We start from the raw sequence: 24,670 nt of genomic DNA on the forward strand, positions 1-24,670 counted from the left end.
CAGGATGGGATCATGATCACTGCGAGTTTTGCGGAGGAAAATTTTCTCTGCAAGATGGGGACTTTATGGAGGGTTACAAAACAAAAGATCAGTATCATTGGATCTGTCAAAATTGCTTCAATGACTTTTCCCCTGATTTTAAATGGAAAGTTGATCGATAACGTATAGCTAAAAAATAATCAAACCACTACGACCCATTGATTCATAACACCACAACAAGCTGAGGAACTATTTACGCCAACAAGAACCCCACTATTCGGTGAGGCTGCTCAGACGCTTGCACCAGGCGCTGTAGGCCTCCTTCTGTTCAGCCAGATAGTCGTACTGGTCATAAACCTGCCAACTGCCGGGCAGCTTATGGCCGAGCATGATTTCGGCGATGTGAGGTTCGGTCAGCGTTGAAAAATTCGTCCGTGCTGTTTTGCGCAGGTCGTGAACCGACCAGTGCGCCATCTCATATTTCTCGTGTCGGCGCAGCCACTGCATGATGTTGTATGGCAGCTGCAGGGGTGCCCCCGTCCCCATCGGCTCATCTGTGCCGCTGTTGGTGAACAGGTAAGCACTGCCCTTACTCAAGTCGATGGCCTGCCGGATCAGGCTTTCAGTTTCCGGCGTGATGGGGCGCAGCAGCGGCTTACCGGAGTTCTTGCCGAGCTTGTGGTTTCCAGGCGGCACCGTCCAGACCATCGCCCTGAAATCAAAATGCCCCTTCTCGCTCACACGTAGCTCGCCATTGCGGCAGCCATAGATCAGGCAGAGCTTCAGGAAGATCTTGTTCTTGGTTGCCATGCGCGATTGCTCGATGGCCTTCCATACGAGCCTGATTTCATCACTGGACAGGGAGCGAGAGCCCGCGACCTTTTTGATCTGCAGGTCTTCCTTGGCGTTGATATCGGAGAGTGGATGGCTGGGAATGAGCTGGCGCTTTACGCCCCATTTGAGCATCTGCTTGGCATTGACCAGGATGCGGTCGGCGATGCCGGGCCTGACCTTGGCCTGCTGCTCCAGCAGTGCCAGCCATTCATGCAGGGTGACTTTGCCTGCCGGAAGATGGCCGATCTTGGGGAACACATGGATTTCGAAGGAGCGCAGGATTTCGTGATGGCCCTTCTTGTTGCCCTTGCAGTAGGCCGCATACCACTGCCGGAACAGGGACTCCACGGAGTCAGCCTGGAGGATCGCCTGCTTTTCCAACTGCCTGACGACCCTGGGATCATGTCCCTGCTCCAGCTGGGCACGAAGACGCTGCGATTCCGCACGTGCGTCTTTGAGTGACATCAGGGGATAGGTGCCAAGATCAAGACGGCAGGGGCGCGCGTCATAGCGGAAGCGCAGCTGGAAGGTGATTTTGCCCTTGGGCGTGATGCGCACGCTTAAACCGTCGCGGTCTGCCTTCTCTTCCCGGATCGCACGAGGTTTGCCGCTGTTGGCCTTGAGCCAGGTATCCGAGATTGCCATGAGCCCTCCCCGGATTTCGCGTACATAATTTTTCAAGGTCTCCGAAGGGCTGATTTATGTACGCTGCTGTGTACATAAAACATGTGGCTCAGCCTGTCTTCGGATGTCTTTGATTGTCGCGGGTGCTCAGGGATTCTTCAATAAAATCAGTAGATTATTTGAGAATATGGCAGGGCCTGTCGCAGCCTGACCTAGAGGGTAAGGTCGGGGTGGGAAATGATTGCGAAAGTGCGGCGCTTCGCGACTTCGGCGGCCTGGTTGGTCATGGGAAATCGCCTGACTGGGGATTGAAAAAAGGGGCGGTATCATACCTGAAGTCGGGCGGGGACCAAAATCGGGTCCCCTGATATGGATACTAAAGCGTACAAATCTACTCAGCAGCCGGCGAGCTGTCAGTGAAACCCTGCAGTTTTACCGGAGCACGACCCGGCATGCAGGCAACCAGCTCTAACCGTCCTCCCAACGCCTCGACATAACCGCGCAGAGTCGAAATCAACATGTCGCTGCGGTTCTCCACTTTCGAGACATTGGCCTGGCCCATTTCCAATCGCTCGGCAAGGCTTTCCTGGGTAACGTCCAACTGCCGGCGCAAAGCCTGCAGGGTCAACTCCTCACGAATCAGCTCACGGGCTTGCTCCTCTATCCATGCCCTGCGCTCTGGAGAAAAGCTGTCCATCAAATCATCAAGTGTCATTGTCATTTCCCGGCACCTCCTGCCAGATATCTGTCAAATCGCTCATCCGCGCAAGCAATCAAGCCCTTGTAGAAACGCTCCTGATTGACGCCTGCCTTGTCACCTGCGACCAAGACCACGGCGCAGCGGGATGGATCAAATGCGAACACGACGCGCCAAACACAACCATTGGAAGAAAACCGCAGTTCCTTGAGGTTCTGATGGCGAGAGCCTCTCAACGTATCCACCCTGGGACGGCCCAACAGAGGACCGATTTCCCTCAACAGCCCCAGATGCACCGCCAATTGCTCTTTGAACAATTGATCGGAACGCTGCACCTCTTCAGCGAACTCTGTACAAAAATTGACCGCCCACGCCATAAAATACCTCCGAAGGAATATTCCCTCAAGCGACTATTCGCAAGAAGTACGGAGGTAAATGCTGCCCCTCGCGACTAACGGCCCAACAGCAGGTAATTCAACGCCTCCCGGTAAGAATCACGCTCGTTTCTCGTGCGAAATTTCATACACCCCAGGGATTAACGCTGGCCAAATGCCGCATTCGATGGGAACCTTTAAAGCGATGGAGGCGTCCATTCCCCTGCAATGACCGTTGGTCGGGGGTGGTTTCACCGGCAACACGAGCCTGACGGGGCTTCGCTCATGGCGCGCTTTTTCGCCGCCGCTTTTCGCGCACAGATCGCCCGTCGCCTGGAATGGCGACAGCACGGGTATCTGCGCGCCGACGATAAAAAAGGAGTCCGCCTATGGCTGCACGCTATGGCAAGGGGCTGATGGGATGTGCCGCCGCGCTCGTCATCCTGGCCCTGCTGATCCACTGGATCGGCATCGATACGATCGCGCACTACCGCGCCGATCTGTGGTTCTACCTGCAAGCGCACCTGATGCTGGTGCTGCTGTCGATGGTGGCGGCGCTGGCCGTGGGCATTCCCGCCGGCATTGCCCTGAGTCGACCGCACCGGGTCGACCGCGCCGAACGCTTCATGCAGGTTTTCAACATTGGCAACACTGTTCCGCCCCTCGCCGTTCTCGCCATCGCCCTGAGCATCCTCGGCATCGGCGCCGGCCCCGCGATCTTCGCGCTGTTCCTCGCCTCGTTGCTGCCCATCGTGCGCAACACCTACGAAGGCCTGAAAAACGTCCCCGCCTCGCTCAAGGAAGCCGCCACCGGCATCGGCATGACCCCGCGCCAGTCGCTGTATCAGGTCGAGCTGCCGAATGCCGTGCCGATCATTGTCGGCGGCGTGCGCGTGGCCCTGGCGATCAACGTCGGCACCGCGCCGCTGTCATTCCTGATCGGCGCCAACAGCCTGGGCAGCCTGATCTTCCCCGGCATCGCCCTGAACAATCAGCCGCAACTGCTGCTGGGCGCGGCCTGTACCGCCCTGCTCGCCTTGCTGCTCGACGCGCTGGTCAGCCAGTGCAGCCGCCGCTGGCTGGAACGCGGCCTGACCAACTGACCGAGGGATCACCATGAAACGAATCGCCTTGCTCCTGGGCGCGGCCCTGCTGTTCGCAGGATTTGCCCAGGCCGCCGATAAACCGCTGATCCGCATTGGCGCGCGGGTCTTCACCGAGCAGACCGTGCTCGCCGAAATCACCGCCCGCTACCTGCGCCAGCATGGTTTCGAGGTCACTATCACCGGCGGTCTGGGCAGCAACCTGGCCCGCAGCGCCCAGGAAAGCGGCCAGTTGGACATGGTCTGGGAATACACCGGGGTGTCGCTGGTGTCCTACAACCATATCGACGAGCGCATGCCGAGCGCCGAAGCCACCTATGCGCGGGTCAAGGAACTGGACGCGAAGAAGGACCTGGTCTGGCTCGCGCCGTCGCGCTTCAGCAACACCTACGCCCTGGCCTTGCCGCGCAAGGTGGCCGAGGCCTACCCGCAGGTGAACAACATCAGCCAGCTCAACCAGGTGCTGCGCGACGAAGCAGGCAAGACCCACGTCCTGGCCCTCGACACCGAGTTCGCCAACCGCCCGGATGGCCTCGCCGGCCTCACCGAAACCTACGACCTGCAATTCACCCGCAAGGACATCCGCCAGATGGACGCCGGCCTGGTCTACACCGCGCTGCGCAACGGCCAGGTGTTCACCGGCCTGGTGTACACCACCGACGGCCGCCTGAGCGCCTTCGACCTCAAGCTGCTGGAAGACGACCGCCACTACTTCCCCGACTACACCGCCGCGCCGGTGGTACGCAAAGCGGTGCTCGATGCCAACCCCGAGCTGGCCACGCTGCTGAAACCACTGGCCGAGCAACTGGACGACGAGACCATGCGCCAGCTCAACGCCAAGGTCGATGTCGAGCACCAGAGCCCGGGCAAGGTGGCCGACGACTTCCTGCGTGAACACCCGCTGCAAGGAGATGCGCAATGAGCCTGCTGGATACCTTCGCCCATCTCGACTGGGCGCAAGTGCTGCAACTGACCGGCCAGCACGTGGCCCTGGTGGGCATCGCCGTGAGCCTGGCGATTCTCGTCGGCGTGCCGCTGGGCATCCTGATGACCCGCTTCCCCGCCCTCGCCGGCCCGCTCCAGGCCAGCGCCACGGTGCTGCTGACGGTACCGTCGATCGCCCTGTTCGGCCTGCTGCTGCCGTTCTACTCGAAGTTCGGCCAGGGCCTCGGCCCGCTGCCGGCGATCACCGCGGTGTTCCTCTATTCCCTGTTGCCGATCATGCGCAACACCTACCTGGCCCTGACCAACGTCGAGCCGGGCATCCGTGAAGCCGCCCGCGGCATCGGCATGACCTTCGGCCAGCGCCTGCGCATGGTCGAACTGCCGATCGCCGTGCCGGTGATCCTCGCCGGGGTGCGTACCGCCGTGGTGATGAACATCGGCGTCATGACCATCGCCGCCACCATCGGCGCCGGTGGCCTCGGCGTACTTATCCTGACCTCCATCAGCCGCAGCGACATGTCGATGCTGCTGGTCGGCGCCGTGCTGGTGAGCCTCCTGGCCATCGCCGCCGACCTGCTGCTGCAAGCCCTGCAACGTTCGCTGACCCCAGAAGGACTGCTCAAATGATCGAACTCCAGAACCTCTCGAAAACCTTCCAAAGCAATGGCAAGGAGGTCAAGGCAGTCGACTCGGTCAGCCTGACCGTCAACGAAGGCGAGATCTGCGTCTTCCTCGGCCCGTCCGGATGCGGCAAGAGCACCACGCTGAAGATGATCAACCGCCTGATCGAGCCGACCTCGGGCAAGGTGCTGATCAACGGCGAAGACACCACCGGCCTCGACGAAGTGACCCTGCGCCGACGCATCGGTTACGTGATCCAGCAGATCGGCCTGTTCCCCAACATGACCATCGAGGAAAACATCACCGTGGTCCCGCGCCTGCTCGGCTGGGACAAGCAGAAATGCCATGACCGTGCCCGCGAGCTGATGAGCATGATCCGCCTGGAACCCAAGCAGTACCTGCAGCGCTACCCGCGCGAGCTGTCCGGCGGCCAGCAGCAGCGCATCGGCGTGATCCGCGCCCTGGCGGCCGAAGCGCCGCTGCTGTTGATGGACGAACCGTTCGGCGCGGTCGACCCGATCAACCGCGAGATGATCCAGAACGAGTTCTTCGAGATGCAACGGGCGCTGAACAAGACCGTGATCATGGTCAGCCACGATATCGACGAAGCCATCAAGCTGGGTGACAAGATCGCCATTTTCCGTGCCGGCAAGCTGGTCCAGATCGACCATCCGGACACCTTGCTGGCGCACCCGGCGGACGAGTTCGTCAGCAACTTCGTTGGCCAGGACAGCACCCTCAAGCGCCTGTTGCTGGTGCGCGCGGAGGACGCGGCGGACAACGCACCGTCGGCCAGCCCGGAGATGGCGGTGGCCGATGCCCTGGAACTGATGGACGAGCACGATCGCAAGTACGTGGTGGTGACCGATGGCGAGAACCGCGCGCTGGGTTACGTGCGCCGCCGCGACCTGCACCGGCAGCAAGGCGTGTGTGCCGACTACCTGCGGCCGTTCAACGCCACCGCGGCCCATGACGAGCACCTGCGCATCCTGTTGTCGCGAATGTACGAGTTCAACCGCGCATGGCTGCCGGTGCTGGATGCCAACCAGGTGTTTCTGGGCGAGGTGACTCAGGAGTCCATTGCGGCGTACCTGAGTTCGGGTCGGTCTCGCGGGGGCAAGACCAGCATCGTCTCTCCTGCCGAAGCTGCTGTGTAAAACTTGATGGCCTCATCGCCGGCAACGCCGGCTCCCACAGGTTCAGCGTGCATCACGATACCTGTGGGAGCCGGCGTTGCCGGCGATGAGGCCATCAAGGCTGGTCGAAGGATCAGAACCCTACACTGGCCTGCACATAGAAGGTCCGCGGCTCACCCAGGTAGATCCCCGAGTTGTTGTCGCTGGAGCGCGTGTAGTACTGCTTGTCGAAGATGTTCTTCACCCCCGCCGCCAGCTTCAGGTTGGACAGTTCCTTGCCGAAGTCATACCCGCCCCGCGCACTCCAGGTCACATACCCCGGAATGTCGCCATACTGCCCGTCGGCGCTCGGCGTGGTGATGTAGTCACCGGTGAAGCTGCCGTCGGCATTCATCCCGGTACCCGGCGCGCGCTGCTTGGATTGGGCGAAGGCGTCCAGGTTCCAGGTCCAGCGGTCCACCTGGTAGCGCAGGCCGGCATTGACTACCTGGCGCGAGTAGAACGGCAGGTCGCGGCCCTTGAAGCCGGGGATCTCGCCTTCGTAGGTGGCACGGGTATAGGTGAAGCCGGCATTGGCGCTCAGGCCGTCCAGGCGCGGGTCCAGCCCGGCCAGGTCGTAGCGCACCGAGGCCTCGATGCCCTGGTGCTTGGTCGCGCCAAGGTTGGTCCAGCCCACGTCGTTGCTGATGTATTGCAGTTCGTCGTCGAAGTCGATGTAGAACGCGGTCAGCTCGCCGCCCCAATGCTCGCTGTTGTAGCGGGTACCGATTTCGTAGGTCTTGGCCTTTTCCGGCTCCAGGCCGTTGGCGGTTTCGTTGCCGGTGCCGCCCTGGCCGAGCTGGAAGTACTGCAGGCTGCCGAACGAGGTTTCGTAGTTGGCGAACAGCTTCCAGGCATCGGACAGGTGATACATCACGCTCAATGCCGGCAGCGGCTCGTTGCTGGTGATGCTGCGGCTCTTGGCCTGGACACGCACGCCGTTGGTGCCGAGCACCGGACGGTCGTTCCAATCGGTGTTGATGTGCTCGAAGCGGATACCCGGGGTGATGGTCCAGTTGCCGACGTCGATCTTGTCATCGATGTAGTAGGCACTGGCCTCGGTGCCACCGGTACGGTCCTGGTAGACATGACCATCGGAGGTCGGGGTGACCACCGGCACGTTGTTGACCAGCGCCAGGCGGCTGGCCTGTTCGTGCATGGCTTCCTTCAGGTAGCGGTAGCCAACGCTGACTTCCTGGGTGACATCGCCGGTGAAGAACATCCGCGACACCCGCGGCTCGATGGCGAAGGTGTGGTAGCTGCGCGGGAAGGACGACAGGGTCTTCTGGTCGCGGGCGGCAATGGTGCTGCCACGGAAGCTGTCGGTGTAGTAGGTCAGCACTTCGAACTGGGTGACGTCGTCGATCTGCCGCAGGTACTTGAGCGACACGTCCTTGCGCCGGCCGCTGAAGTTGTCGTAGTCACGGTCGGACTGGTACGGGTCGGCATCGAACTGGGCCTGGGTCAGGCCGCCGGGCATGTCGGCCTTGCCGTCGTAGTAGTGGAAGTTCAGCCACAGCTCGTCCTGCTCGGTCGGCGCCCAGTGGGTCTTGAACAGCACGTCGTCGATGTCGTTGCCGTTGTTGCTGCTGCGATAACCGTTGCCGTTGACCCCGGAATACAGCAGCGCAGCGCCGATACCGTTGTCGGCGGTGCCACCGAGAAACGCCGTGTCGATATGCTTCCAGCCGCCGTGGCGGGAGGTTTCCAGGGTGGTGCCGATTTCACCGGTGGCTTTCTCCGGGATCGCCCGGGTCACGAAGTTGATCACCCCGCCGACGTTCTGTGGCCCGTAGCGTACCGAGCCGGCACCGCGTACCACGTCGATGCTGTCGAGGTTGCCGGAGGAAATCGGCGCCATCGACAACTGCGGCTGGCCGTAGGGGGCGAAGGCCGCCGGAATGCCGTCGATCAGCACGGTGGAGCGCGGCGACAGGCGCGAGGTCAGGCCGCGCACGCCGACGTTGAGCGACAGGTCGCTGCCACCGGTGCCGTTGGAGTCCTGTACCTGCACGCCGGGAATGCCCTTGAGCACATCGCGCACATTCATCGCGCCCTGCTCGATCATCGCCTCGCGACGCACCACGGTGCGCGCGCCGGCATGGTTGTGCACCACTGCTTCCTGGGCATCGCCAAGCCAGTCACCGACCATGGAGATATCGGTGGGCGCCAGCTCCAGGGTGCCATTGGCCGCCTGCGAACCAGTCTTCACCGCTTGCAGGACCACCGTGCCCTGGGAAATCTCGTAGGTCAGCCCGCTGCCCTGGAGCAGAGCCTTGAGCGCCTGCTCCGGCGCCAGGTTGCCGGACACCGCCGGGGCCTGCTTGCCCGCCACCAGGTCGGGGCTGAAGAACAGTTGCAGCGAGGTCTGCTGGCCAAGCTGGTTCAGCGCCGTGGCCAGCGGCTGAGCCTGGATGTGGATAGCGGTGGGGGTCGAATCGGCGTAGCTGTTGCCGATGCCGGCACTGACCGCCAGGGCCAGCGCCAGAGGCAGCCAGCGCGAGCGGCCAGCGGAACGCGGAGCATGCTTGTTGTTGTTCACGTCTTCGGGACTTCCTGAGAATGAAAATGCTTGGCAGTTACAAGTCAGGCAGGAAGACGAACAACTGAAAAAATACCTGAATCTATTTTGAAATTATTTCCTGGGAGCCGTCGGCATGGGCCACCACGGTGACCGGCAGGATGCTCGGCAAGGCCCGCAGCAGAGCGTCGGTATCGTCGACGCGGAAGGTACTGCTGAGGCGCAGCTTCGCGGCTTTCGGCGCCACCTTGAGCGGATGTTCGCGATAGCGCGACACCTCTTCGACCACCTGGGCCAGGGACGCGTCGTTGAACACCAGCTTGCCGGAGCGCCAGGCGGTGAGCGCGGCGGCGTCGATCTTGTAGGCCGCGGCGACGTTACCTTCTTCATCTATATGGGAGCCGAGCCCGGCACTGAGCAGCGCCCGGGATTCGCCATGGCCCTGGACCCGTACCGAGCCCTGCTCCACCGCCACCCGGGTCTGGCCGGGGTCGCGGCGCACGTCGAAGCGGGTACCGGTCACGGTGACCGTGCCGTTGCCCGCATCCACCACGAAGGGACGCTCGCTGTCGTGGGCGACGCTGAACATCACCTCGCCCTGCTCCAGGCGGATATCCCGCTGCCCGGCGCTGAAACGCACTTCGAGGCGGGTGCGACCGTTGATCTCCAGGTGGGAGCCATCCGGCAGCTCGACCTGGCGGCGCTCGCCGAGGCCGGTGTGCAACTGTTCGTGGTAGTCGAGCCCGTGTTGCTGCCAGCCCAGCCAGCCCAGGCCCACGGCGGCAGCCATTACCCCGGCGGCCAGGGCCCGCTGCACGAAACGGCGGCGCGGCAAGGTGCTGACCTTGTCCTCCACGCACAACGCCTCCAGCCGCGCCCGGGGCAGCAGATCGCTAGCCTGCCATAGCTCGGCCAGCACGGCGTATTCGTCACGGTGAAGGGGATCCTCGGCCAGCCAGGCCTCGAAGCCGGCCTGCTGCGCGGACGACAGCGGCCCGTCCTGAACGCGGGCAAACCATTCGGCCGCCTGCTCGCGTGCGGCCTCCATCGGCTCGGGACTCACGTCCTGATTCATGAAACCATTCGCCTGACTCATCTCGTCGACACATCCAGGTGCTCGCGCAGATGGCGAAGCGTGCGGATCATATACTTTTCCACCATGTTCCTGCTCAGGCCCATGCGCTCGGCGATCTCCGCCTGGGTCAGACCTTCGAGCTTCTGCCAGACGAACACCCGACGGCAGTTAAGCGGCAACTCGGCCAGTGCCCGCTCGACGCTGTCGGCCAATTGCAGTGCGTTCATGAACGCCTCCGGGTCGTCTTCCACCTGCGGGGTCAGCTCCAGGGCCTGCAGCTCCAGGGACTGGCGGCGGTCTTCGCGACGGTATCCATCCACGGCGATATTGCGCGCGGTCTGGTGCAGGTACGCCCGCGGTTGCACCACCGCGCCCTGCTCGCTTTCCAGAACGCGAACGAAGGCATCGTGGGCGAGGTCCTCGGCCTGCTGGCGATTGCGCAGCTTGCGCGTCCAGGTGCCGATCAGCTCGTGGTAGTGGTCGAGGAAGCCTTTGTGTCGAGACACGGTAGGAAGGTCGTCGTCAGGCAGTGGGAAAGCGCGCGAATAGTAATGTTTCTCGTTAAGCCGGGCAAATCCCTGCTTGGGTCTGCCGATCGAAGGCATCCGGGCGAACGCGGAGAAAATTTTTTCGCGCTGAACACCCCTGAAGCGGGTGGCCATAAATATGAACACTCAGCCGATTGAAACAGCTTTCCGGCGAGTGTCGACAAACGGTCATCTTTAATAAGTGAAGAGTAACTTGGAGCGAAATGCGCCAATTGAAAGGGTGAGTGCCGAAGTTCTGGAAAAGTGAGCACTTTGCCAGCTATTCCACAATTCTTTACGCAACGGCGATCCAGCGGAACATATGGCTGTCACCTGAGTCGGTTATGAAAGGAACACGTCGACAACAGGCCGCCGAGGAGTACGAAAAAGCGACATTTTTAGTTGATCTTGAACCCCTCAGGTCCTAAAGTTCGCGCCGAACGTCCATGCTGGAAACGATCCATCCGGCTCAAGTACTGACGACGAGACAGCAAGGTCACCCGCAGCAGCAATGTATCGCGCGCGGTTGACCTTTTTGCTTTCGGCGACATGCCTTGGGAAGTAGGCGAACCAAAGTGGGGATACGGAGGGCGTTCAGTTGCAGCCACTTATTCATTCAGTTTGCCCATGGAGTTCCCAGGTATGTCGATTCAGGTCGAAGACTACTTTGCGCGTGAAACCTTCCAGAAAATGAAGGCGTTCGCCGACAAGCAAGAAACCCCGTTCGTACTCATCGACACCCAGATGATCAGCCAGGCCTACGACGACCTGCGCGCCGGCTTCGAATTCGCCAAGGTCTACTACGCGGTCAAGGCCAACCCGGCGGTCGAGATCATCGACCTGCTGAAAGAGAAAGGTTCGAGCTTCGACATCGCCTCGATCTACGAGCTGGACAAGGTGCTGGGCCGCGGCGTTGGCCCGGAGCGCATCAGCTACGGCAACACCATCAAGAAATCCAAGGACATCCGCTACTTCTACGAGAAGGGCGTGCGCCTGTACGCCACCGACTCCGAAGCCGACCTGCGCAACATCGCCAAGGCCGCACCGGGTTCGAAGGTCTACGTGCGCATCCTCACCGAAGGCTCCACCACTGCCGACTGGCCGCTGTCGCGCAAGTTCGGCTGCCAGACCGACATGGCCATGGACCTGCTGATCCTCGCCCGCGACCTGGGCCTGGTGCCTTACGGTATCTCCTTCCACGTCGGCTCGCAGCAGCGCGACATCTCCGTGTGGGACGCCGCCATCGCCAAGGTCAAGGTGATCTTCGAGCGCCTGAAGGAAGAAGACGGCATCGAGCTCAAGCTGATCAACATGGGTGGCGGCTTCCCGGCCAACTACATCACCCGTACCAACAGCCTGGAAACCTACGCCGAAGAGATCATCCGCTTCCTCAAGGAAGACTTCGGCGACGACCTGCCGGAAATCATCCTCGAGCCTGGCCGTTCGCTGATCGCCAACGCCGGCATCCTGGTCAGCGAAGTGGTACTGGTCGCACGTAAATCCCGTACCGCCGTCGAGCGCTGGATCTACACCGATGTGGGCAAGTTCTCCGGCCTGATCGAAACCATGGACGAGTCCATCAAGTTCCCGATCTGGACCGAGAAGAAAGGCGAGACCGAAGAAGTGGTCATCGCCGGCCCGACCTGCGACAGCGCCGACATCATGTACGAGCACTACAAGTACGGCCTGCCGCTGAACCTGGCGATCGGTGACCGTCTGTACTGGCTGTCGACCGGTGCGTACACCACCAGCTACAGCGCCGTCGAATTCAACGGCTTCCCGCCGCTGAAGGCTTACTACCTGTAAATGAAAAAAGGGGCTGAGTGATCAGCCCCTTTTTTTGGCCTTGTCCTTTAGGGACCTATCGCCGGCAACGCCGGCTCCCACAAGGATTTGCGGCGTTCGCGATACCTGTGGGAGCTGGCGTTGCCAGCGATGAGGCCCTAGAGACCGCTACACAAGCTCAGCCAAACGCTCCCGATAAGCCCCCGCCAAAGCCCGGATCTCCGGCTGCACCGCCTGCTCCAGCGCCGGCCCGGCCACCCGCAGGAAGTTGGCATTGCCCCCCTCCAGCGCCACCTGCAACCACTTCAGCGCCTCGTCCAGCTCGCCCTGTGCCGCCAGCACTGCGGCATGGCTGAACTGCCCGCGAAAATCCCCGGCCTCGGCCGAACGCCGGTACCAGTCCCGCGCCGCCGCCAGATTGGCCTGGCAGTGCAGTCCTTCTTCCAGATAACGCCCGAGCAGGTTCATCGACTTGGCATGCCCCATCTGCGCCGCCCGCCGGTAGCAGGCCAGTGCCAGTTGATGGTCCTGGGTCACGCCGCGCCCGGTGGCGAGCAGGTTGGCCAGGTTGTAGATGCCCCAGTCCAGCCCGCCATTGGCGGCATGCCGGTAATGCAGCGCCGCCTGGGCTTCGTCCACCTCGCCGCCCCAGCCGTGCTCCAGGCAGCGTCCGAGCATGTTGTGGGCCATCAGGCTGCCCTGCTGCGCGGCAATGCCAAACCAGGTCCGGGCCAACGCCTCGTCACGCTCGATGCCACGCCCATCCAGGAGGATCTGCCCAAGCAATGCCTGGGCCTCGACCGCACCCTTGGCCGAGGCCAGCAACAGCGCCTGAGCCGCCTTGGCCGGGCTTTGTTCAAGCATCTGGCCCAGTTCATCCGAGCCCACCACTTCCTCACGCCGCAACTGGAATGCCATGCCTCAGACCTCGACCCAGCGACGCAGCAGGTTGTGATAGGTGCCGGTCAGTTGCAGCAACGACGGGTGATCCGGCACATCGGCGCTCAGTTGCTGGATGGCGTTGTCCATCTCGAACAGCAGGGCACGCTGGCTGTCCTCGCGAACCAGGCTCTGGGTCCAGAAGAACGCCGCATAACGGGCGCCACGGGTGACCGGGTTGACCCGGTGCAGGCTGGTGCCCGGATACAGCACCATGTCCCCCGCCGCCAGCTTGACCCGCTGCATGCCGTAGGTGTCCTGGATCTCCAGCTCACCGCCGTCGTAATCCTCCGGATCGCTGAAGAACAGGGTCGAGGACAGGTCGGTACGCACCCGCTCGACGCTGCCCTTGGGCTGGCGCACGGCGTTGTCGATGTGGAAACCGAAGTTGCCACCCTCGCGATAGCAGTTGATCAGCGGCGGAAACACCTTGTGCGGCAGCGCTGCCGACATGAAGCGCGGGTTGCTCCACAGACGCTCGACCATCGCCGCGCCGATCTCCTTGGCCAGCGGATGACCTTCGGGCAGTTGCAGGTTGTGCTTGGCCTTGGCCGACTGGTAGCCGGCAGTGATCTTGCCGTCGGCCCAGTCGGTCTGCTCCAGTGCCTCACGGATGCGCAGCACTTCCTCACGGGTAAACAGGCCGGGAATGTGTAAAAGCATGGCGGTTTGGCACCTGAACGGAAAAAGTTGCCAATGGTATTGATTCTTATCTGACCGCCACAAGCCCTTGCCGAGGGACGGACATTGATCCTTGGCAAAATTCCGTGAAAAAGGTGTAAAGAATGTAAATGCAAGGCTTTCTCAATTGTGAGTGCCAATCAGTTGCTCTTATATTCCGCCCCCTCGAAACCTTGGGAGGGGGTCCACCTGATGTCGCGTCAATTCGTTCCAGCCACTGTCAGTTCACCGCGCTTGCTCGCATCCGCCATCGGTGTCGCCATCACCGCCACGTCCGCAGCGCACATGGCCTATGCCGACGAGCCCGTCACCGACAAGGCGGCTGGTCCCATGACCCTCGATGCCACCAGCATCAATGCCCAGGCCGAACCGGCCAGCACCGAATACAAGGTGGAGAAGGCATCCTCGCAGAAATACACTGCTCCGCTGATCGACACCCCGCGCTCGGTCACCGTGGTTCCGCAGCAAGTCCTCAAGGATACCAATGCCCTGACCCTGCAGGACGCCCTGCGCACCGTGCCGGGCATTACCTTCGGTGCCGGTGAAGGCGGCAACCCGCAAGGCGACCGTCCGTTCATCCGCGGCTTCGACTCGCAAAACGACACCTACATCGATGGCGTGCGCGACACCGGCGCACAGAGCCGCGAGCTGTTCGCCGTGGAATCCATCGAAGTCAGCAAGGGCCCGAACTCCGCGGTCGGCGGCCGTGGCGCTGCAGGCGGCAGCATCAACCTGGTGAGCAAGAAAGCGCACCTGGGCAACTCCTTCGACGGCGGCTTCACCTGGGGCTCCGACCAGACCCAGCGCTACACCTTCGACGGCAACTACCAGTTCACCGACAGCATCGCCGGTCGCCTGAACCTGATGAGCCACGAAAGCAACGTCGCCGGTCGCGACAAGGTCAACTACGACCGCTGGGGCATCGCCCCGTCCCTGGCCTTCGGCCTGGGCACCGATACCCGGGTCAACCTCGACTGGTACCACGTCGAAAGCGACGACCTGCCGGACTCCGGCGTGCCGTACTCGATCCCGGCCGGCGGTAGCGCCGCGCGCACCTCGGCTGACCCAAGCAAGCCGATCGACGGTGGCGACAGCAGCAACTTCTACGGCCTGACCAACCGCGACTTCCGCAAGGCGCGCACGGACATCGCCACCATCGCTGTCGAGCACGACCTGACCGACGCGCTGACCATCAAGAACACCCTGCGCCACGGCAACTCGATGCAGGACTACATCCTCACCCAGCCGGACGACAGCCAGCGCAACGTCAACAACGGCAGTGTCTGGCGCCGGGCCAACACCCGGGTGGGCAACACCGCCACCACCACCAACCAGACCGACCTGTTCGGCGACTTCTACATCGCCGGCTTCAAGAACAGCTTCTCCACCGGTATCGAACTGAGCCGCGAAGAGAGCAAGCGTTCGAGCTACAACGTCAACACCGACACCACGCCACTGACGCCGATCACCTCGACTACGCCGTCCAGCACCAACTGCACCGTCGGCACCATCGCTTCCAGCGGCTACAACTGCACCTCGCTGAGCAACCCGAACCCGGACGATCCGTGGAACGGTACGATCTCGCGCAACTACGCCGGCACCACCACCAAGAGCAAGACCCGTGCGATCTACGTGTTCGACACCCTGGAGCTGAGCCCGCAGTGGCTGGTCAACATGGGCCTGCGCTACGACCACTTCGAGACCGAGTACCGCACCTACACCGCCAACGGTGCCACCAGCGTCAGCGCCAAGGGCGTGCGCGCCGAAGGCGAGGACACCAGCGAGTTCTTCACCGGCCAGTTGGGCCTGGTGTGGAAACCCGCCGACAACGGCAGCATCTATGTCTCCTACGCCACCTCGGCCACCCCGCCGGGCGCCATGCTCGGCGAAGGCACCGAGAACAACCCGCTGGGCGGCACCACCGACCGTTCGGGCAACCTGCTGTCCAGCGACCTGGAGCCGGAAGAAACCACCAACTACGAAATCGGTACCAAGTGGGACCTGCTGGACAACCGCCTGTCCCTGACCGGTGCGGTCTTCCGCACCGAGAAGGACAACGCCCGCGTCCAGGTCGATGCCACCACCTACGAGAACGTCGGCACCACCCGCGTCGACGGCGTCGAGCTGTCGGCCAGCGGCAAGATCACCGACAAGTGGCAGGTCTTCGCCGGCTACACCTACATGGAAGGTCGCCAGATCGATGGCGGCGCGATGGGCAAGGCCAACGATGGCAATCAACTGCCTAACCTGCCGAACAACGCGGCCAGCCTGTGGACCACCTACCAGGTCACGCCGAAGCTGACCATCGGCGGCGGCGCCTTCTACACCGACGAGGTCTACGGCAGCGTGGCCAACACCACCATGGTCGACAGCTGGGTCCGCTACGACGCCATGGCCGCCTACAAGCTGACCAAGAACGTCGACCTGCAACTCAACGTGCAGAACCTGACCAACGAGGTCTACTACGACAAGGCCTACAGCACCCACTTCGCCAACCAGGCGGCGGGTCGTACCACACTGCTGACCACCAGCTTCCACTTCTGACGGACGCTGCAGGTCCAGCCCCGCTCATTCAGGTGAGCGGGGCTTTTGTGTATCAAGGCATAATGCGCGACTAATTCGCATTCCCAGACGTATCAGGTGATCGATGTGTTGAAAAAGACGCTGTTCCAATTGCACTGGTTCTTCGGCATCACCGCCGGGCTGGTGCTCGCGCTGATGGGCATCACCGGCGCAGCGTATTCGTTCCAGGATGAGATCCTCCGGGCCATCAACCCGCAGGTGCTCAAGGTCCAGGTGCGCGAGGGCGGTGTGCTGGCGCCGGCCGAACTGGTGCGCCGGGTCGAGGAAACCGAGGGCAAGAAGGTTGCCATGCTCTGGGTCGAGACCCACAGCGACGCCGCCGCGCGGGTCTTCTTCACCCCGCCGCCGGGTGAACGCCGTGGCCAGCTGCGCTACGTCGATCCCTACACCGGTGCCTTCCAGGGCGATGTGGTGGGCCAGGACTTCTTCAACCTGATGCTCAACCTGCACCGCTTCCTCACCATCGGTGACACCGGCCGGCAGATCACCGGCGCCTGCACCCTGATCCTGGTGTTCTTCTGCCTGTCCGGCCTGTACCTGCGCTGGCCGCGCCAGGCACTGAACTGGCGGGTCTGGCTGACCCTCGACTGGGCCAAGAAAGGACGTGCATTCAACTGGGACCTGCATGCGGTGTTCGGCACCTGGTGCCTGCTGTTCTATCTCCTGTTTGCCCTGACCGGCCTGTTCTGGTCCTACGAGTGGTACCGCGAGGGGTTGAACAAACTGCTGGCGGACAAGCCACCGGCAGGCCAGCAACAAAAGAAACGCGGCGAAGGACGCGGCGGCCATGGCGGCCCGCCTAAGCCCGACACCAACGCTCCGGCGCTGGTGGTGGACTACGACGCCATCTGGGCCAGCCTGCAAAAGGCCGCCGGACCGGGTCTGGCCGCCTATAACCTGCGTCTGCCGCCGGCGGGAGGACAGCCGGCGATGCTCTTCTATCTACTGGACGATGCCGCCCACGAACGCGCCCTCAACACCCTGACCCTCGACCCGGCCAACGGCCAGGTGAAACGCCAGGAGGTGTACAACGACAAGTCGTTCAAGGCGCAGTTGCTGACCAGCGTCTATGCCCTGCACGTCGGCAGCTACTGGGGCCTGACCGGGCGCATCCTGGTAACCATCGCCAGCCTGAGCATGCCGCTGTTCTTCGTCACCGGCTGGCTGCTGTACCTCGATCGTCGGCGCAAGAAGCGCCAGGTCCGCGCAGCCCGCAGCGGCCTGGTCCAGGGCAGCGGCCAGGCCGACAGCTGGCTGGTGGGTTTCGCCAGCCAGAGCGGTTTCGCCGAACAACTGGCCTGGCAGAGCGCCGGGCAATTGCAGGCCGCCGGTCTGCCGGTGCGGGTGCAATCGCTGGCCAGCCTGAGCGAGGACGATCTGCGTCAGGCCGGGCGTGCGCTGTTCGTGGTCAGTACCTTCGGCGATGGCGAAGCGCCGGACAGTGCCCGTGGTTTCGAACGCAAGGTGCTCGGCCAGCCGTGGTCGCTGGAAGGGTTGAACTACTCGCTGCTGGCCCTGGGCGACCGTCAGTATCCGCACTTCTGCGGCTTTGCCCGGCGCCTGCACGCCTGGCTCGGCGAACGCGGCGCCCACGCCCGCTTCGCCCCGATCGAGGTGGACAGCGCCGACCCGGTGGCCCTGCAACATTGGCAGCAACAGCTGGCGGAACTGAGTGGCAGCAGCGTAGTACCGGTATGGCAGGCGCCGGAGTTCGCGCCGTGGACCTTGAATCGCCGCGAGCTGCTCAACCCTGGCAGCCAGGGCCAGCCGGTATTCCTGTTGGGGCTGAACCCGCCCTCGCCTGCGCAATGGGAGGCCGGCGATCTGGTCGAGATCATCCCGCGCCAGGCTCCGGCCACGGTGCAGCGCTTCCTGCAAGGGCTCGGCCTGGATGGCAATAGCGAAGTCCAGGTCGCTGGCCTGGGCGAATCCCTGGCTGCCGCCCTCGCCGGCCGCCAGTTGCCGGTCAGCCGCGAACACCTGGTCGGCCTGCATGCGCAGGCGCTGGTGGATGCGCTGATTCCGCTGGATGCCCGGGAATACTCCATTGCCTCGATCGCCGCCGACGGCGTGCTGGAACTGATCGTGCGCCAGGAACGGCATGCCGATGGCAGCCTGGGCCTCGGCTCCGGCTGGCTGACCGAGCATATGGCGCTGGGCGACAGTGTCAGCCTGCGCCTGCGGCGTAACAGCGGCTTCCATCTGCCGGCCGAGTCGGTGCCGATGATCCTGGTCGGCAACGGCACCGGCCTGGCCGGGCTGCGCAGCCTGCTCAAGGCGCGAATCGCCAGCGGTGAACAGCGCAACTGGCTACTGTTCGGCGAGCGCAATGAAGCCCATGACTTCCACTGCCGGGAGGAGTTGCAAGGCTGGCTGGCCAATGGTGACCTGGCGCGGCTGGACCTGGCGTTCTCGCGGGACCAGGCGGAGAAGGTCTATGTCCAGGACCTGCTGTTGCAGCGCGGCGAAGAACTGAAGCGCTGGCTGGAGGAAGGTGCGGCGATCTATATCTGCGGCAGCCTGCAAGGCATGGCTGGCGGAGTGGATGCGGCGCTTAACGGATTGCTCGGCGAGGCGGCGGTCGAGGAGTTGATCGAACTGGGGCGGTATCGCCGGGACGTTTATTGAGATGCTGAGGGCCTCATCGCCGGCAACGCCGGCTCCCACAGGGTTTGGTGGTGCACAAAAATCCTGTGGGAGCTGGCGTTGCCAGCGATGAGGCCCTCAAGGGCTCAGTGAAGCTCGAAACTATCGGCATCCAGATTGGCCGGGAAGCGGGTCCGGTACGCCGCCAGGTCCGCCGAACTCAGCACCACGGTAAACACCCCGTCCGCCTCCCCGGCACTCAACAGGCTTTCGCCCTGGAAATCCAGCACCTGGCTGTCGCCGGTATAGGCAAAGCCCTTCCCGTCCGTCCCCACCCGATTCACCGCTGCCACATAGCACAGGTTCTCGATCCCCCGCGCCGGCAACAGCCGGTTCCAATGCTGGCGCCGCGCCGCCGGCCAGTTGGCGGTGTACAGCAGCAGGTCGGTGTCCTGGGCATCGCGGCTCCACACCGGGAAACGCAGGTCGTAGCAAATCAGCGGACGTACCCGCCAACCCTTGAGTTCGAACTGCACCTGGCGCTCGCCCGGGGTGTAGTGCTTGTGCTCGCCGGCCATGCGGAACAGGTGGCGCTTGTCGTAGTGCAGGATCTCGCCGTCCGGCCGCGCCCAGAGCAGGCGGTTGCGGTGGCTGCCGTCGGCGGCCTGGATGATCACGCTACCGGTGATCACTGCATCGATGCGCTTGGCCTGGGCCTTGAGCCAGGCATAGGTCGGGCCGTTCTCCGGCTCGGCAAGACGCTCCGAGTCCATGGAAAAACCGGTGGTGAACATCTCCGGGAGGATCACCAGGTCGGCGCCCTTGGCCTGGTCGAGCAAGGCCTCGAAGTGCTCGTAGTTGCCCTGGCGGTCCTGCCAGACCAGGCTGGTCTGGACCAGGGCGACGCTCAGGTTGGGCAGGCTGCTCAGATCGCGCATAGTTTTTCCGCTGCCTCGCGCAGCGTCTCCTCGCGTTTGGCGAAACACAGGCGCACCAGGCGCTGTTCGGCAATGGGTTGCTGGTAGAACACCGACACCGGAATGGTCGCCACGCCGTGCTCGCGGGTCAGCCACAGGGCCATGTCGACATCGTTGAGGTCCGGGCGAATGGCCGAGTAGTCCACCAACTGGAAATAGGTACCCGGCGACCGGCGGAACTGGAAGCGCGATGGCGTCAGCAGGTCGCAGAACAGGTCGCGCTTGGCCTGGTAGAAGGCCGGCAGTTCGTCGATATGCTCCGGATGCTCGGCCATGAAATCGGCCAGCGCCCATTGCAGCGGGGTCACGCCGCAGAAGTTGACGTACTGGTGGACCTTGCGCAGCTCGGCGCTCAGCGCCGGGGGCGCGATCACGTAGCCGGTCTTCCAGCCGGTAACGTGGTAGGTCTTGCCGAACGAGCTGACCACGAAGGCACGCGGGTACAGCGCCTCATGGGCCAGCACGCTGGCATGGGCGACGCCGTCGAACACCAGGTGCTCGTAGACCTCGTCGCTGATCAGGTAGATGTCGCGCTCGGCGATCAGCGCGGCCAACTGGTCGAGGTCGGCCCGGGTGATCAGCGCACCGCTGGGGTTGTGCGGCGAGTTGATGATGACCATGCGGGTTTTCGGGCTCAGCGCGTCGCTGAACTTCTGCCAGTCGATGCTGAAGTCCACCGGGTCCAGTTGCACATGCACGCAGCGGCCACCGGCCAGTTCCACCGAAGGCTCGTAGCTGTCGTAGCTGGGGTCGAAGACGATGACTTCGTCACCGGCGCGGATCACTGCCTGGATGGCGCAGAAGATGCCTTCGGTGGCACCGGGAACGATGGTCACCTCGTGATCGGCATCGACGTTGACGCCGTAATGCCGGGCGATCTTCGCCGCCACTTGCTGGCGCAAGGCGGGCAAGCCGGTCATCGGCGAATACTGGTTGTGCCCGGCGCTGACATGCCGCCCCACCGCATCGAGCAGTGCCTGCGGGCCATTGAAGTCGGGAAATCCCTGGGACAGGTTCAACGCACCGGTTTGCACGGCGAGCTGGGACATGGTGGTGAAGATGGTCGTGCCGACATTCGGCAGCTTGCTGCTGATCATGAAGCCCTCTTTCCTGCGGAACCGGCTCAGGTGCGGTGGTCACCGAGCATAGCGGATCGACGGGTCAGGAAAAAGCTTGTAACACAGGGTCGGCGGGGGGCGCTGACCGGGATCAACAAGACCGCGGCGCAGGGACCAGCCCTGCGCCGCTGCGAGCTTACTTGCGCTTGTCCTTGCGCTTCTTCTCGGCCTTCTTGTGGTGCGACATCAACCGGCGCTTCTTGTTGACCTGGCGGTCGGTGAGGGTGTTCTTGTTGCCCTCGAACGGGTTGTCGCTGCCCTTGTACTCGATGCGGATCGGCGTACCGACCAGCTTGAGCACACGGCGGTAGGTGTTTTCCAGGTAACGCGAGTAGGAACGCGGGACCTTCTCCACCTGGTTGCCGTGGATCACGATGATCGGCGGGTTGGCACCACCGAGGTGGGCATAGCGCAGCTTGATGCGGCGGCCGTTGACCATCGGCGGCTGGTGCTCGCTGACCGCGTCTTCGAGGATCTGGGTCAGGCGGCTGGTCGGCCAGCGGGTGACCGCCGACTTGAACGAGTTCTGCACCGACTGGTACAGGTTGCCGACGCCAGTGCCGTGCAGGGCCGAGATGAAGTGGATGTCGGCGAAGTCGACGAAGAACAGCCGGCGCTCCAGCTCGGTCTTCACATAGTCACGCTCGCTCGGCTGCATGCCGTCCCACTTGTTCAGGGCGATAACGATGGCGCGACCGGCTTCGAGGGCGAAGCCCAGCAGGTTGAGGTCGTGGTCGACCACGCCTTCGCGGGCATCCATGACGAAGATCACCACGTTGGCGTCCTTGATCGCCTGGAGGGTCTTCACTACCGAGAACTTCTCGACTTCCTCGTGGATCTTGCCGCGTTTACGCACACCGGCCGTGTCGATCAGGGTGTACTTCTCTTCGTTGCGCTCGAAGGGAATGTAGATGCTGTCGCGGGTGGTGCCGGGCTCGTCGTAGACCACCACGCGCTCTTCACCGAGCATGCGGTTGACCAGGGTCGACTTGCCGACGTTGGGGCGACCGATGATGGCGATCTTGATGCCATCCTTCTCGCTCGGGCCGGGAATGCGCGTGGCTTCCTCGCCTTCGGCGACGTTCTCGTCGAGGGACTCTTCTTCCTGGTCGCGCGGCACGTCGCCGAGGACGATTTCCATCATCGCGTTGATGCCGCGGCCTTGCGAGCCGGCCACCGGGATGGCGTTGCCCATGCCCATCGGGGCGAATTCGGCGCGGGCGGTATCCGGATCGATGTTGTCGACCTTGTTGGCCACCAGGAACGACTGTTTGTTCCGCTTGCGCAGGTGCTCGGCGATCATCTGGTCGGCGGCGGTCAGGCCGGCGCGTGCGTCGACCAGGAACAGCACGTAGTCGGCTTCTTCGATGGCCATGAGCGACTGCTCGGCCATCTTCTCGTCCATGCCCGCCTCGTCACCGGTGATACCGCCGGTGTCGATCAGGATGAAGGTACGGCCCTGCCAGCGCGCTTCACCGTACTGGCGGTCGCGGGTCAGGCCCGAGAGGTCGCCAACGATGGCGTCGCGGGTCTTGGTCAGGCGGTTGAACATGGTGGACTTGCCGACGTTGGGGCGACCCACCAGGGCGATTACGGGAACCATGCGGCTCTCCAATTGCTTAATTTCAAAAAATACAAAGGCCGCTGCGGGGCAGCGGCCGAATGTGTCGGGCAACGTCTCTCGACGTCGCGGCCCGGGACCCGAAGGTCCCAAGCATAGACTTACTTGATGGTCAGCGCCTCGAGGGTACCGCTGTTGCCATACACGTAGATCATGTTGCCATCGACCAGCGGACGGGCACGCAGGCCATCGCTGTCGATACGCTCGCGGCCGACGAAGCGACCGTCCACCTGGCTGAGCAGGTGCAGGTAACCTTCCAGGTCACCGACCGCCACGTAGCTGGAGAACACTTCCGGCGCCGACAGCTGGCGACGGGCCAGTTGGTCGTTGCTCCACAGTGCCGAGGACGAACGCTCGTCGATACCTTCGACAGTGCCCGAAGCCTCGCTCACGTAGACGTTGCCGAAGCCTTGCGCCACGCCGGTGTAACTGGAGGCATCGCGCTGCCACAGGACACGGCCGGATTCCAGGTCCAGGCCAGCGACACGGCCCTGGTAGGTGGCGACGTACAGGGTGCCACCGGACAGCAGCAGGCCGCCGTCGATGTCCACCACGCGGTCCAGTTCCGAACGGCCTTGCGGGATGGCTACACGCTGCTCCCACACCGGCACGCCGTTGCTGGTATCCAGGGCGATGACCTTGCCGCTGGACAGGCCGGCGACCGCCAGGTGGTTGGTCACGATCGGCGCGCCGGTACCACGCAGGGTCAGGACTGCCGGGGTGCTGTCGTAGATCCAGCGACGGTCGCCAGTAGCGGCGTCGAGGCCGATCAGACGGTCGTCCTGGGTCTGTACCACTACCACGTCACCGTTGGTGGCAGGCGGGGCCAGCACTTCGCTGGTCACGCGAGCGGTCCATTTCTCCTCGCCGGTGCTGGAATCCAGGGCAATCACCTCGCCCTTGATGGTGCCCAGCAGGACCATGCCGTAACCCACGCCGACCGCGCCGGAGATGGGTTTTTCCAAGTCCTTCTTCCAGACCACGTCGCCATTCATGCGGTCCAGCGACATGACCACGCCGGTCACGTCGGAGGCGTAGATGCGATCGTTCTCGATGGCCGGAACCAGCATGTTCCAGGTCTCGCCCTGACCGTCACCGATCGAACGGCTCCACTGCTTCTGCAACACCACCTCTTCGGTGAACTTGGTCAGCTCGGCCGGAGGCAATTCCTTCTTGCTGTTGCTGCTGCAACCCGCGGCCAGAATGGCCAGGGTCAGCACTGCTGCATGTTTCCAACCGATCACGTCACGCATCCCCTTTGGCCAGGTCGTCGAGCTTGAGTTGCAGGCCACCTACCGCGTCGTCGTCGGACAGTGCGGCCTTGGCTTTTTCATATGCAGCATGGGCGTCATCGGCGCGGCCCAGTTGTACCAGCAGGTCGCCTTTCAGCTCTTCGCGGGTGGCAACGAATGCCTTGTCGGTATCGCCATCGAGCAGCTTCAGGGCCTCGTCGGCCTTGTTCTGCGCGGCCAGCACGCGGGCCAGGCGCTGACGGGCGATCTCGCCCAGGGTCGCGTCGGCCGGCTTGTCGTAGACGCTCTTCAGTTCGGCGACGGCGTCGTCCAGCTTGCCGCTTTCAACCGCGACCTTGGCGACGAACAGGCTGCCGTACTGGGCATACGCGGTGCCGCCGAACTCGCTCTTCAGCTTGCCCGACAGCTCGGCGACCTTGGCCGTGTCCGGGGTCCCGGTCGGCGTCAGGGTAGTTTCCAGCAGAGCCTGATAAAGGTTCGAGGCGCCTTGCGACTGGTTGTTCTGGTACTTGTGCCAGGCCTGCCAGCCGAACACTGCGACCAGGGCCAGCAGACCGCCGGTTACCAGTGGCTTGCCGTTGCGCTCCCACCAGTCCTTGACCGCGGCCAGTGTTTCATCATCGGTACTCGACACCCCAATACTCCTTTCGAC

20 protein-coding genes and 1 pseudogene are annotated in these 24,670 nt (G+C 63.1%); 7 read left to right on the top strand and 14 right to left on the bottom strand.

Annotated elements, in window-relative coordinates; all coding sequences use genetic code 11:
- Positions 1–252: 252 nt before the first annotated feature.
- The 4 genes and pseudogenes from ACODSK_RS06650 to ACODSK_RS06665 all read right to left on the bottom strand — a co-directional run bounded on the left by ACODSK_RS06650 (position 253) and on the right by ACODSK_RS06665 (position 2,511).
- Positions 253–1,458 carry a tyrosine-type recombinase/integrase gene (locus ACODSK_RS06650; RefSeq protein WP_489014763.1) on the bottom strand — a complete coding sequence of 402 codons (1,206 nt, stop codon included), beginning with the start codon at positions 1,456–1,458 and terminating at the stop codon, positions 253–255.
- Positions 1,459–1,661: 203 nt separating this feature from the next.
- Positions 1,662–1,724: pseudogene (locus tag ACODSK_RS06655) on the bottom strand (hypothetical protein); the annotation flags it as partial.
- Positions 1,725–1,828: 104 nt separating this feature from the next.
- Positions 1,829–2,158 (bottom strand): helix-turn-helix domain-containing protein, encoded by a 330-nt coding sequence (locus tag ACODSK_RS06660; protein ID WP_489014765.1) that lies wholly within the window; start codon positions 2,156–2,158, stop codon positions 1,829–1,831.
- The gene (locus ACODSK_RS06665; RefSeq protein WP_489014767.1) at positions 2,155–2,511 is read right to left on the bottom strand and encodes a type II toxin-antitoxin system RelE/ParE family toxin; all 357 of its coding nucleotides are present in this window, start codon (positions 2,509–2,511) and stop codon (positions 2,155–2,157) included. The genes ACODSK_RS06660 and ACODSK_RS06665 overlap by 4 nt, the downstream gene beginning before the upstream one ends.
- Positions 2,512–2,897: 386 nt before the next feature.
- Here ACODSK_RS06665 and ACODSK_RS06670 point away from each other — a divergent pair, with 386 nt between their 5' ends.
- The 4 genes from ACODSK_RS06670 to ACODSK_RS06685 are packed head-to-tail and all read left to right on the top strand — an operon-like array spanning position 2,898 to position 6,334.
- Entirely contained in the window at positions 2,898–3,611 is a 714-nt protein-coding gene (locus ACODSK_RS06670) for an ABC transporter permease (RefSeq protein WP_489014769.1), read from the top strand.
- A 13-nt stretch (positions 3,612–3,624) separates the two neighbouring features.
- Positions 3,625–4,533: a glycine betaine ABC transporter substrate-binding protein gene (locus ACODSK_RS06675; RefSeq protein ID WP_489014771.1), complete on the top strand. Its 909-nt coding sequence runs from the start codon at positions 3,625–3,627 to the stop codon at positions 4,531–4,533.
- Positions 4,530–5,183, top strand: a complete 654-nt coding sequence (locus ACODSK_RS06680; RefSeq protein WP_489014772.1) for an ABC transporter permease — start codon at positions 4,530–4,532, stop codon at positions 5,181–5,183. Before ACODSK_RS06675 ends, ACODSK_RS06680 begins: the two co-directional genes overlap by 4 nt.
- Positions 5,180–6,334, top strand: coding sequence for an osmoprotectant ABC transporter ATP-binding protein OsmV (locus ACODSK_RS06685; protein ID WP_489014773.1), 1,155 nt, complete (start codon positions 5,180–5,182; stop codon positions 6,332–6,334). Before ACODSK_RS06680 ends, ACODSK_RS06685 begins: the two co-directional genes overlap by 4 nt.
- 112 nt (positions 6,335–6,446) lie before the next feature.
- Here ACODSK_RS06685 and ACODSK_RS06690 read toward each other — a convergent pair whose 3' ends face one another.
- From ACODSK_RS06690 to ACODSK_RS06700, 3 genes are all read right to left on the bottom strand, one after another.
- Entirely contained in the window at positions 6,447–8,894 is a 2,448-nt protein-coding gene (locus ACODSK_RS06690) for a TonB-dependent siderophore receptor (RefSeq protein WP_489014775.1), read from the bottom strand.
- 82 nt (positions 8,895–8,976) lie between these two features.
- A complete protein-coding gene (locus tag ACODSK_RS06695; RefSeq protein ID WP_489014776.1) occupies positions 8,977–9,948 on the bottom strand; it encodes a FecR family protein in 972 nt (323 codons plus the stop codon).
- Positions 9,949–9,965: 17 nt separating this feature from the next.
- Entirely contained in the window at positions 9,966–10,454 is a 489-nt protein-coding gene (locus ACODSK_RS06700; RefSeq protein WP_489014777.1) for a sigma-70 family RNA polymerase sigma factor, read from the bottom strand.
- 663 nt (positions 10,455–11,117) lie between these two features.
- Between ACODSK_RS06700 and ACODSK_RS06705 the strand changes: the two genes are divergently transcribed.
- A complete protein-coding gene (locus ACODSK_RS06705; protein WP_489014778.1) occupies positions 11,118–12,281 on the top strand; it encodes a type III PLP-dependent enzyme in 1,164 nt (387 codons plus the stop codon).
- 147 nt (positions 12,282–12,428) lie between these two features.
- Here ACODSK_RS06705 and ACODSK_RS06710 read toward each other — a convergent pair whose 3' ends face one another.
- Positions 12,429–13,178, bottom strand: coding sequence for a tetratricopeptide repeat protein (locus ACODSK_RS06710; RefSeq protein ID WP_489014780.1), 750 nt, complete (start codon positions 13,176–13,178; stop codon positions 12,429–12,431).
- A 3-nt stretch (positions 13,179–13,181) separates the two neighbouring features.
- A complete protein-coding gene (locus tag ACODSK_RS06715) occupies positions 13,182–13,862 on the bottom strand; it encodes a Fe2+-dependent dioxygenase (RefSeq protein ID WP_489014782.1) in 681 nt (226 codons plus the stop codon).
- A 210-nt stretch (positions 13,863–14,072) separates the two neighbouring features.
- Between ACODSK_RS06715 and ACODSK_RS06720 the strand changes: the two genes are divergently transcribed.
- Both ACODSK_RS06720 and ACODSK_RS06725 read left to right on the top strand, forming a co-directional pair.
- Complete coding sequence (locus tag ACODSK_RS06720) at positions 14,073–16,424, top strand: TonB-dependent receptor (protein ID WP_489014783.1); 2,352 nt, start codon at positions 14,073–14,075, stop codon at positions 16,422–16,424.
- A 105-nt stretch (positions 16,425–16,529) separates the two neighbouring features.
- Entirely contained in the window at positions 16,530–19,091 is a 2,562-nt protein-coding gene (locus tag ACODSK_RS06725; RefSeq protein ID WP_489014785.1) for a PepSY domain-containing protein, read from the top strand.
- 104 nt (positions 19,092–19,195) lie between these two features.
- On the opposite strand, the gene ACODSK_RS06730 is transcribed toward ACODSK_RS06725, so the two are convergent.
- The 5 genes from ACODSK_RS06730 to ACODSK_RS06750 form a co-directional block, all read right to left on the bottom strand.
- On the bottom strand, positions 19,196–19,987 hold the full coding sequence (locus tag ACODSK_RS06730; RefSeq protein ID WP_489014787.1) for an amidohydrolase: 792 nt from the start codon (positions 19,985–19,987) through the stop codon (positions 19,196–19,198).
- Positions 19,975–21,123 (bottom strand): pyridoxal phosphate-dependent aminotransferase, encoded by a 1,149-nt coding sequence (locus ACODSK_RS06735; protein ID WP_489014788.1) that lies wholly within the window; start codon positions 21,121–21,123, stop codon positions 19,975–19,977. The genes ACODSK_RS06730 and ACODSK_RS06735 overlap by 13 nt, the downstream gene beginning before the upstream one ends.
- A gap of 157 nt (positions 21,124–21,280) precedes the next feature.
- Positions 21,281–22,747 (bottom strand): ribosome biogenesis GTPase Der, encoded by a 1,467-nt coding sequence (gene der, locus ACODSK_RS06740; protein WP_489014790.1) that lies wholly within the window; start codon positions 22,745–22,747, stop codon positions 21,281–21,283.
- 119 nt (positions 22,748–22,866) lie between these two features.
- Positions 22,867–24,018: an outer membrane protein assembly factor BamB gene (gene bamB / locus ACODSK_RS06745; protein WP_489014792.1), complete on the bottom strand. Its 1,152-nt coding sequence runs from the start codon at positions 24,016–24,018 to the stop codon at positions 22,867–22,869.
- Positions 24,011–24,652, bottom strand: a complete 642-nt coding sequence (locus ACODSK_RS06750; RefSeq protein ID WP_489014793.1) for a YfgM family protein — start codon at positions 24,650–24,652, stop codon at positions 24,011–24,013. The genes bamB and ACODSK_RS06750 overlap by 8 nt, the downstream gene beginning before the upstream one ends.
- Between the last annotated feature and the right edge of the window lie 18 nt (positions 24,653–24,670).

This window comes from Pseudomonas sp. FG98 (assembly GCF_057808595.1).

What these genes read in the sequence shown, in the direction of transcription:
- ACODSK_RS06650 (WP_489014763.1), bottom strand. Translation starts at nt 1,458, where the DNA reads ATGGCAATCTCGGATACCTGGCTCAAGGCCAACAGCGGCAAACCTCGT.
- ACODSK_RS06660 (WP_489014765.1), bottom strand. Translation starts at nt 2,158, where the DNA reads ATGACAATGACACTTGATGATTTGATGGACAGCTTTTCTCCAGAGCGC.
- ACODSK_RS06665 (WP_489014767.1), bottom strand. Translation starts at nt 2,511, where the DNA reads ATGGCGTGGGCGGTCAATTTTTGTACAGAGTTCGCTGAAGAGGTGCAG.
- ACODSK_RS06670 (WP_489014769.1), top strand. Translation starts at nt 2,898, where the DNA reads ATGGCTGCACGCTATGGCAAGGGGCTGATGGGATGTGCCGCCGCGCTC.
- ACODSK_RS06675 (WP_489014771.1), top strand. Translation starts at nt 3,625, where the DNA reads ATGAAACGAATCGCCTTGCTCCTGGGCGCGGCCCTGCTGTTCGCAGGA.
- ACODSK_RS06680 (WP_489014772.1), top strand. Translation starts at nt 4,530, where the DNA reads ATGAGCCTGCTGGATACCTTCGCCCATCTCGACTGGGCGCAAGTGCTG.
- ACODSK_RS06685 (WP_489014773.1), top strand. Translation starts at nt 5,180, where the DNA reads ATGATCGAACTCCAGAACCTCTCGAAAACCTTCCAAAGCAATGGCAAG.
- ACODSK_RS06695 (WP_489014776.1), bottom strand. Translation starts at nt 9,948, where the DNA reads ATGAATCAGGACGTGAGTCCCGAGCCGATGGAGGCCGCACGCGAGCAG.
- ACODSK_RS06705 (WP_489014778.1), top strand. Translation starts at nt 11,118, where the DNA reads ATGTCGATTCAGGTCGAAGACTACTTTGCGCGTGAAACCTTCCAGAAA.
- ACODSK_RS06710 (WP_489014780.1), bottom strand. Translation starts at nt 13,178, where the DNA reads ATGGCATTCCAGTTGCGGCGTGAGGAAGTGGTGGGCTCGGATGAACTG.
- ACODSK_RS06715 (WP_489014782.1), bottom strand. Translation starts at nt 13,862, where the DNA reads ATGCTTTTACACATTCCCGGCCTGTTTACCCGTGAGGAAGTGCTGCGC.
- ACODSK_RS06720 (WP_489014783.1), top strand. Translation starts at nt 14,073, where the DNA reads ATGTCGCGTCAATTCGTTCCAGCCACTGTCAGTTCACCGCGCTTGCTC.
- ACODSK_RS06730 (WP_489014787.1), bottom strand. Translation starts at nt 19,987, where the DNA reads ATGCGCGATCTGAGCAGCCTGCCCAACCTGAGCGTCGCCCTGGTCCAG.
- ACODSK_RS06735 (WP_489014788.1), bottom strand. Translation starts at nt 21,123, where the DNA reads ATGATCAGCAGCAAGCTGCCGAATGTCGGCACGACCATCTTCACCACC.
- der (WP_489014790.1), bottom strand. Translation starts at nt 22,747, where the DNA reads ATGGTTCCCGTAATCGCCCTGGTGGGTCGCCCCAACGTCGGCAAGTCC.
- bamB (WP_489014792.1), bottom strand. Translation starts at nt 24,018, where the DNA reads ATGCGTGACGTGATCGGTTGGAAACATGCAGCAGTGCTGACCCTGGCC.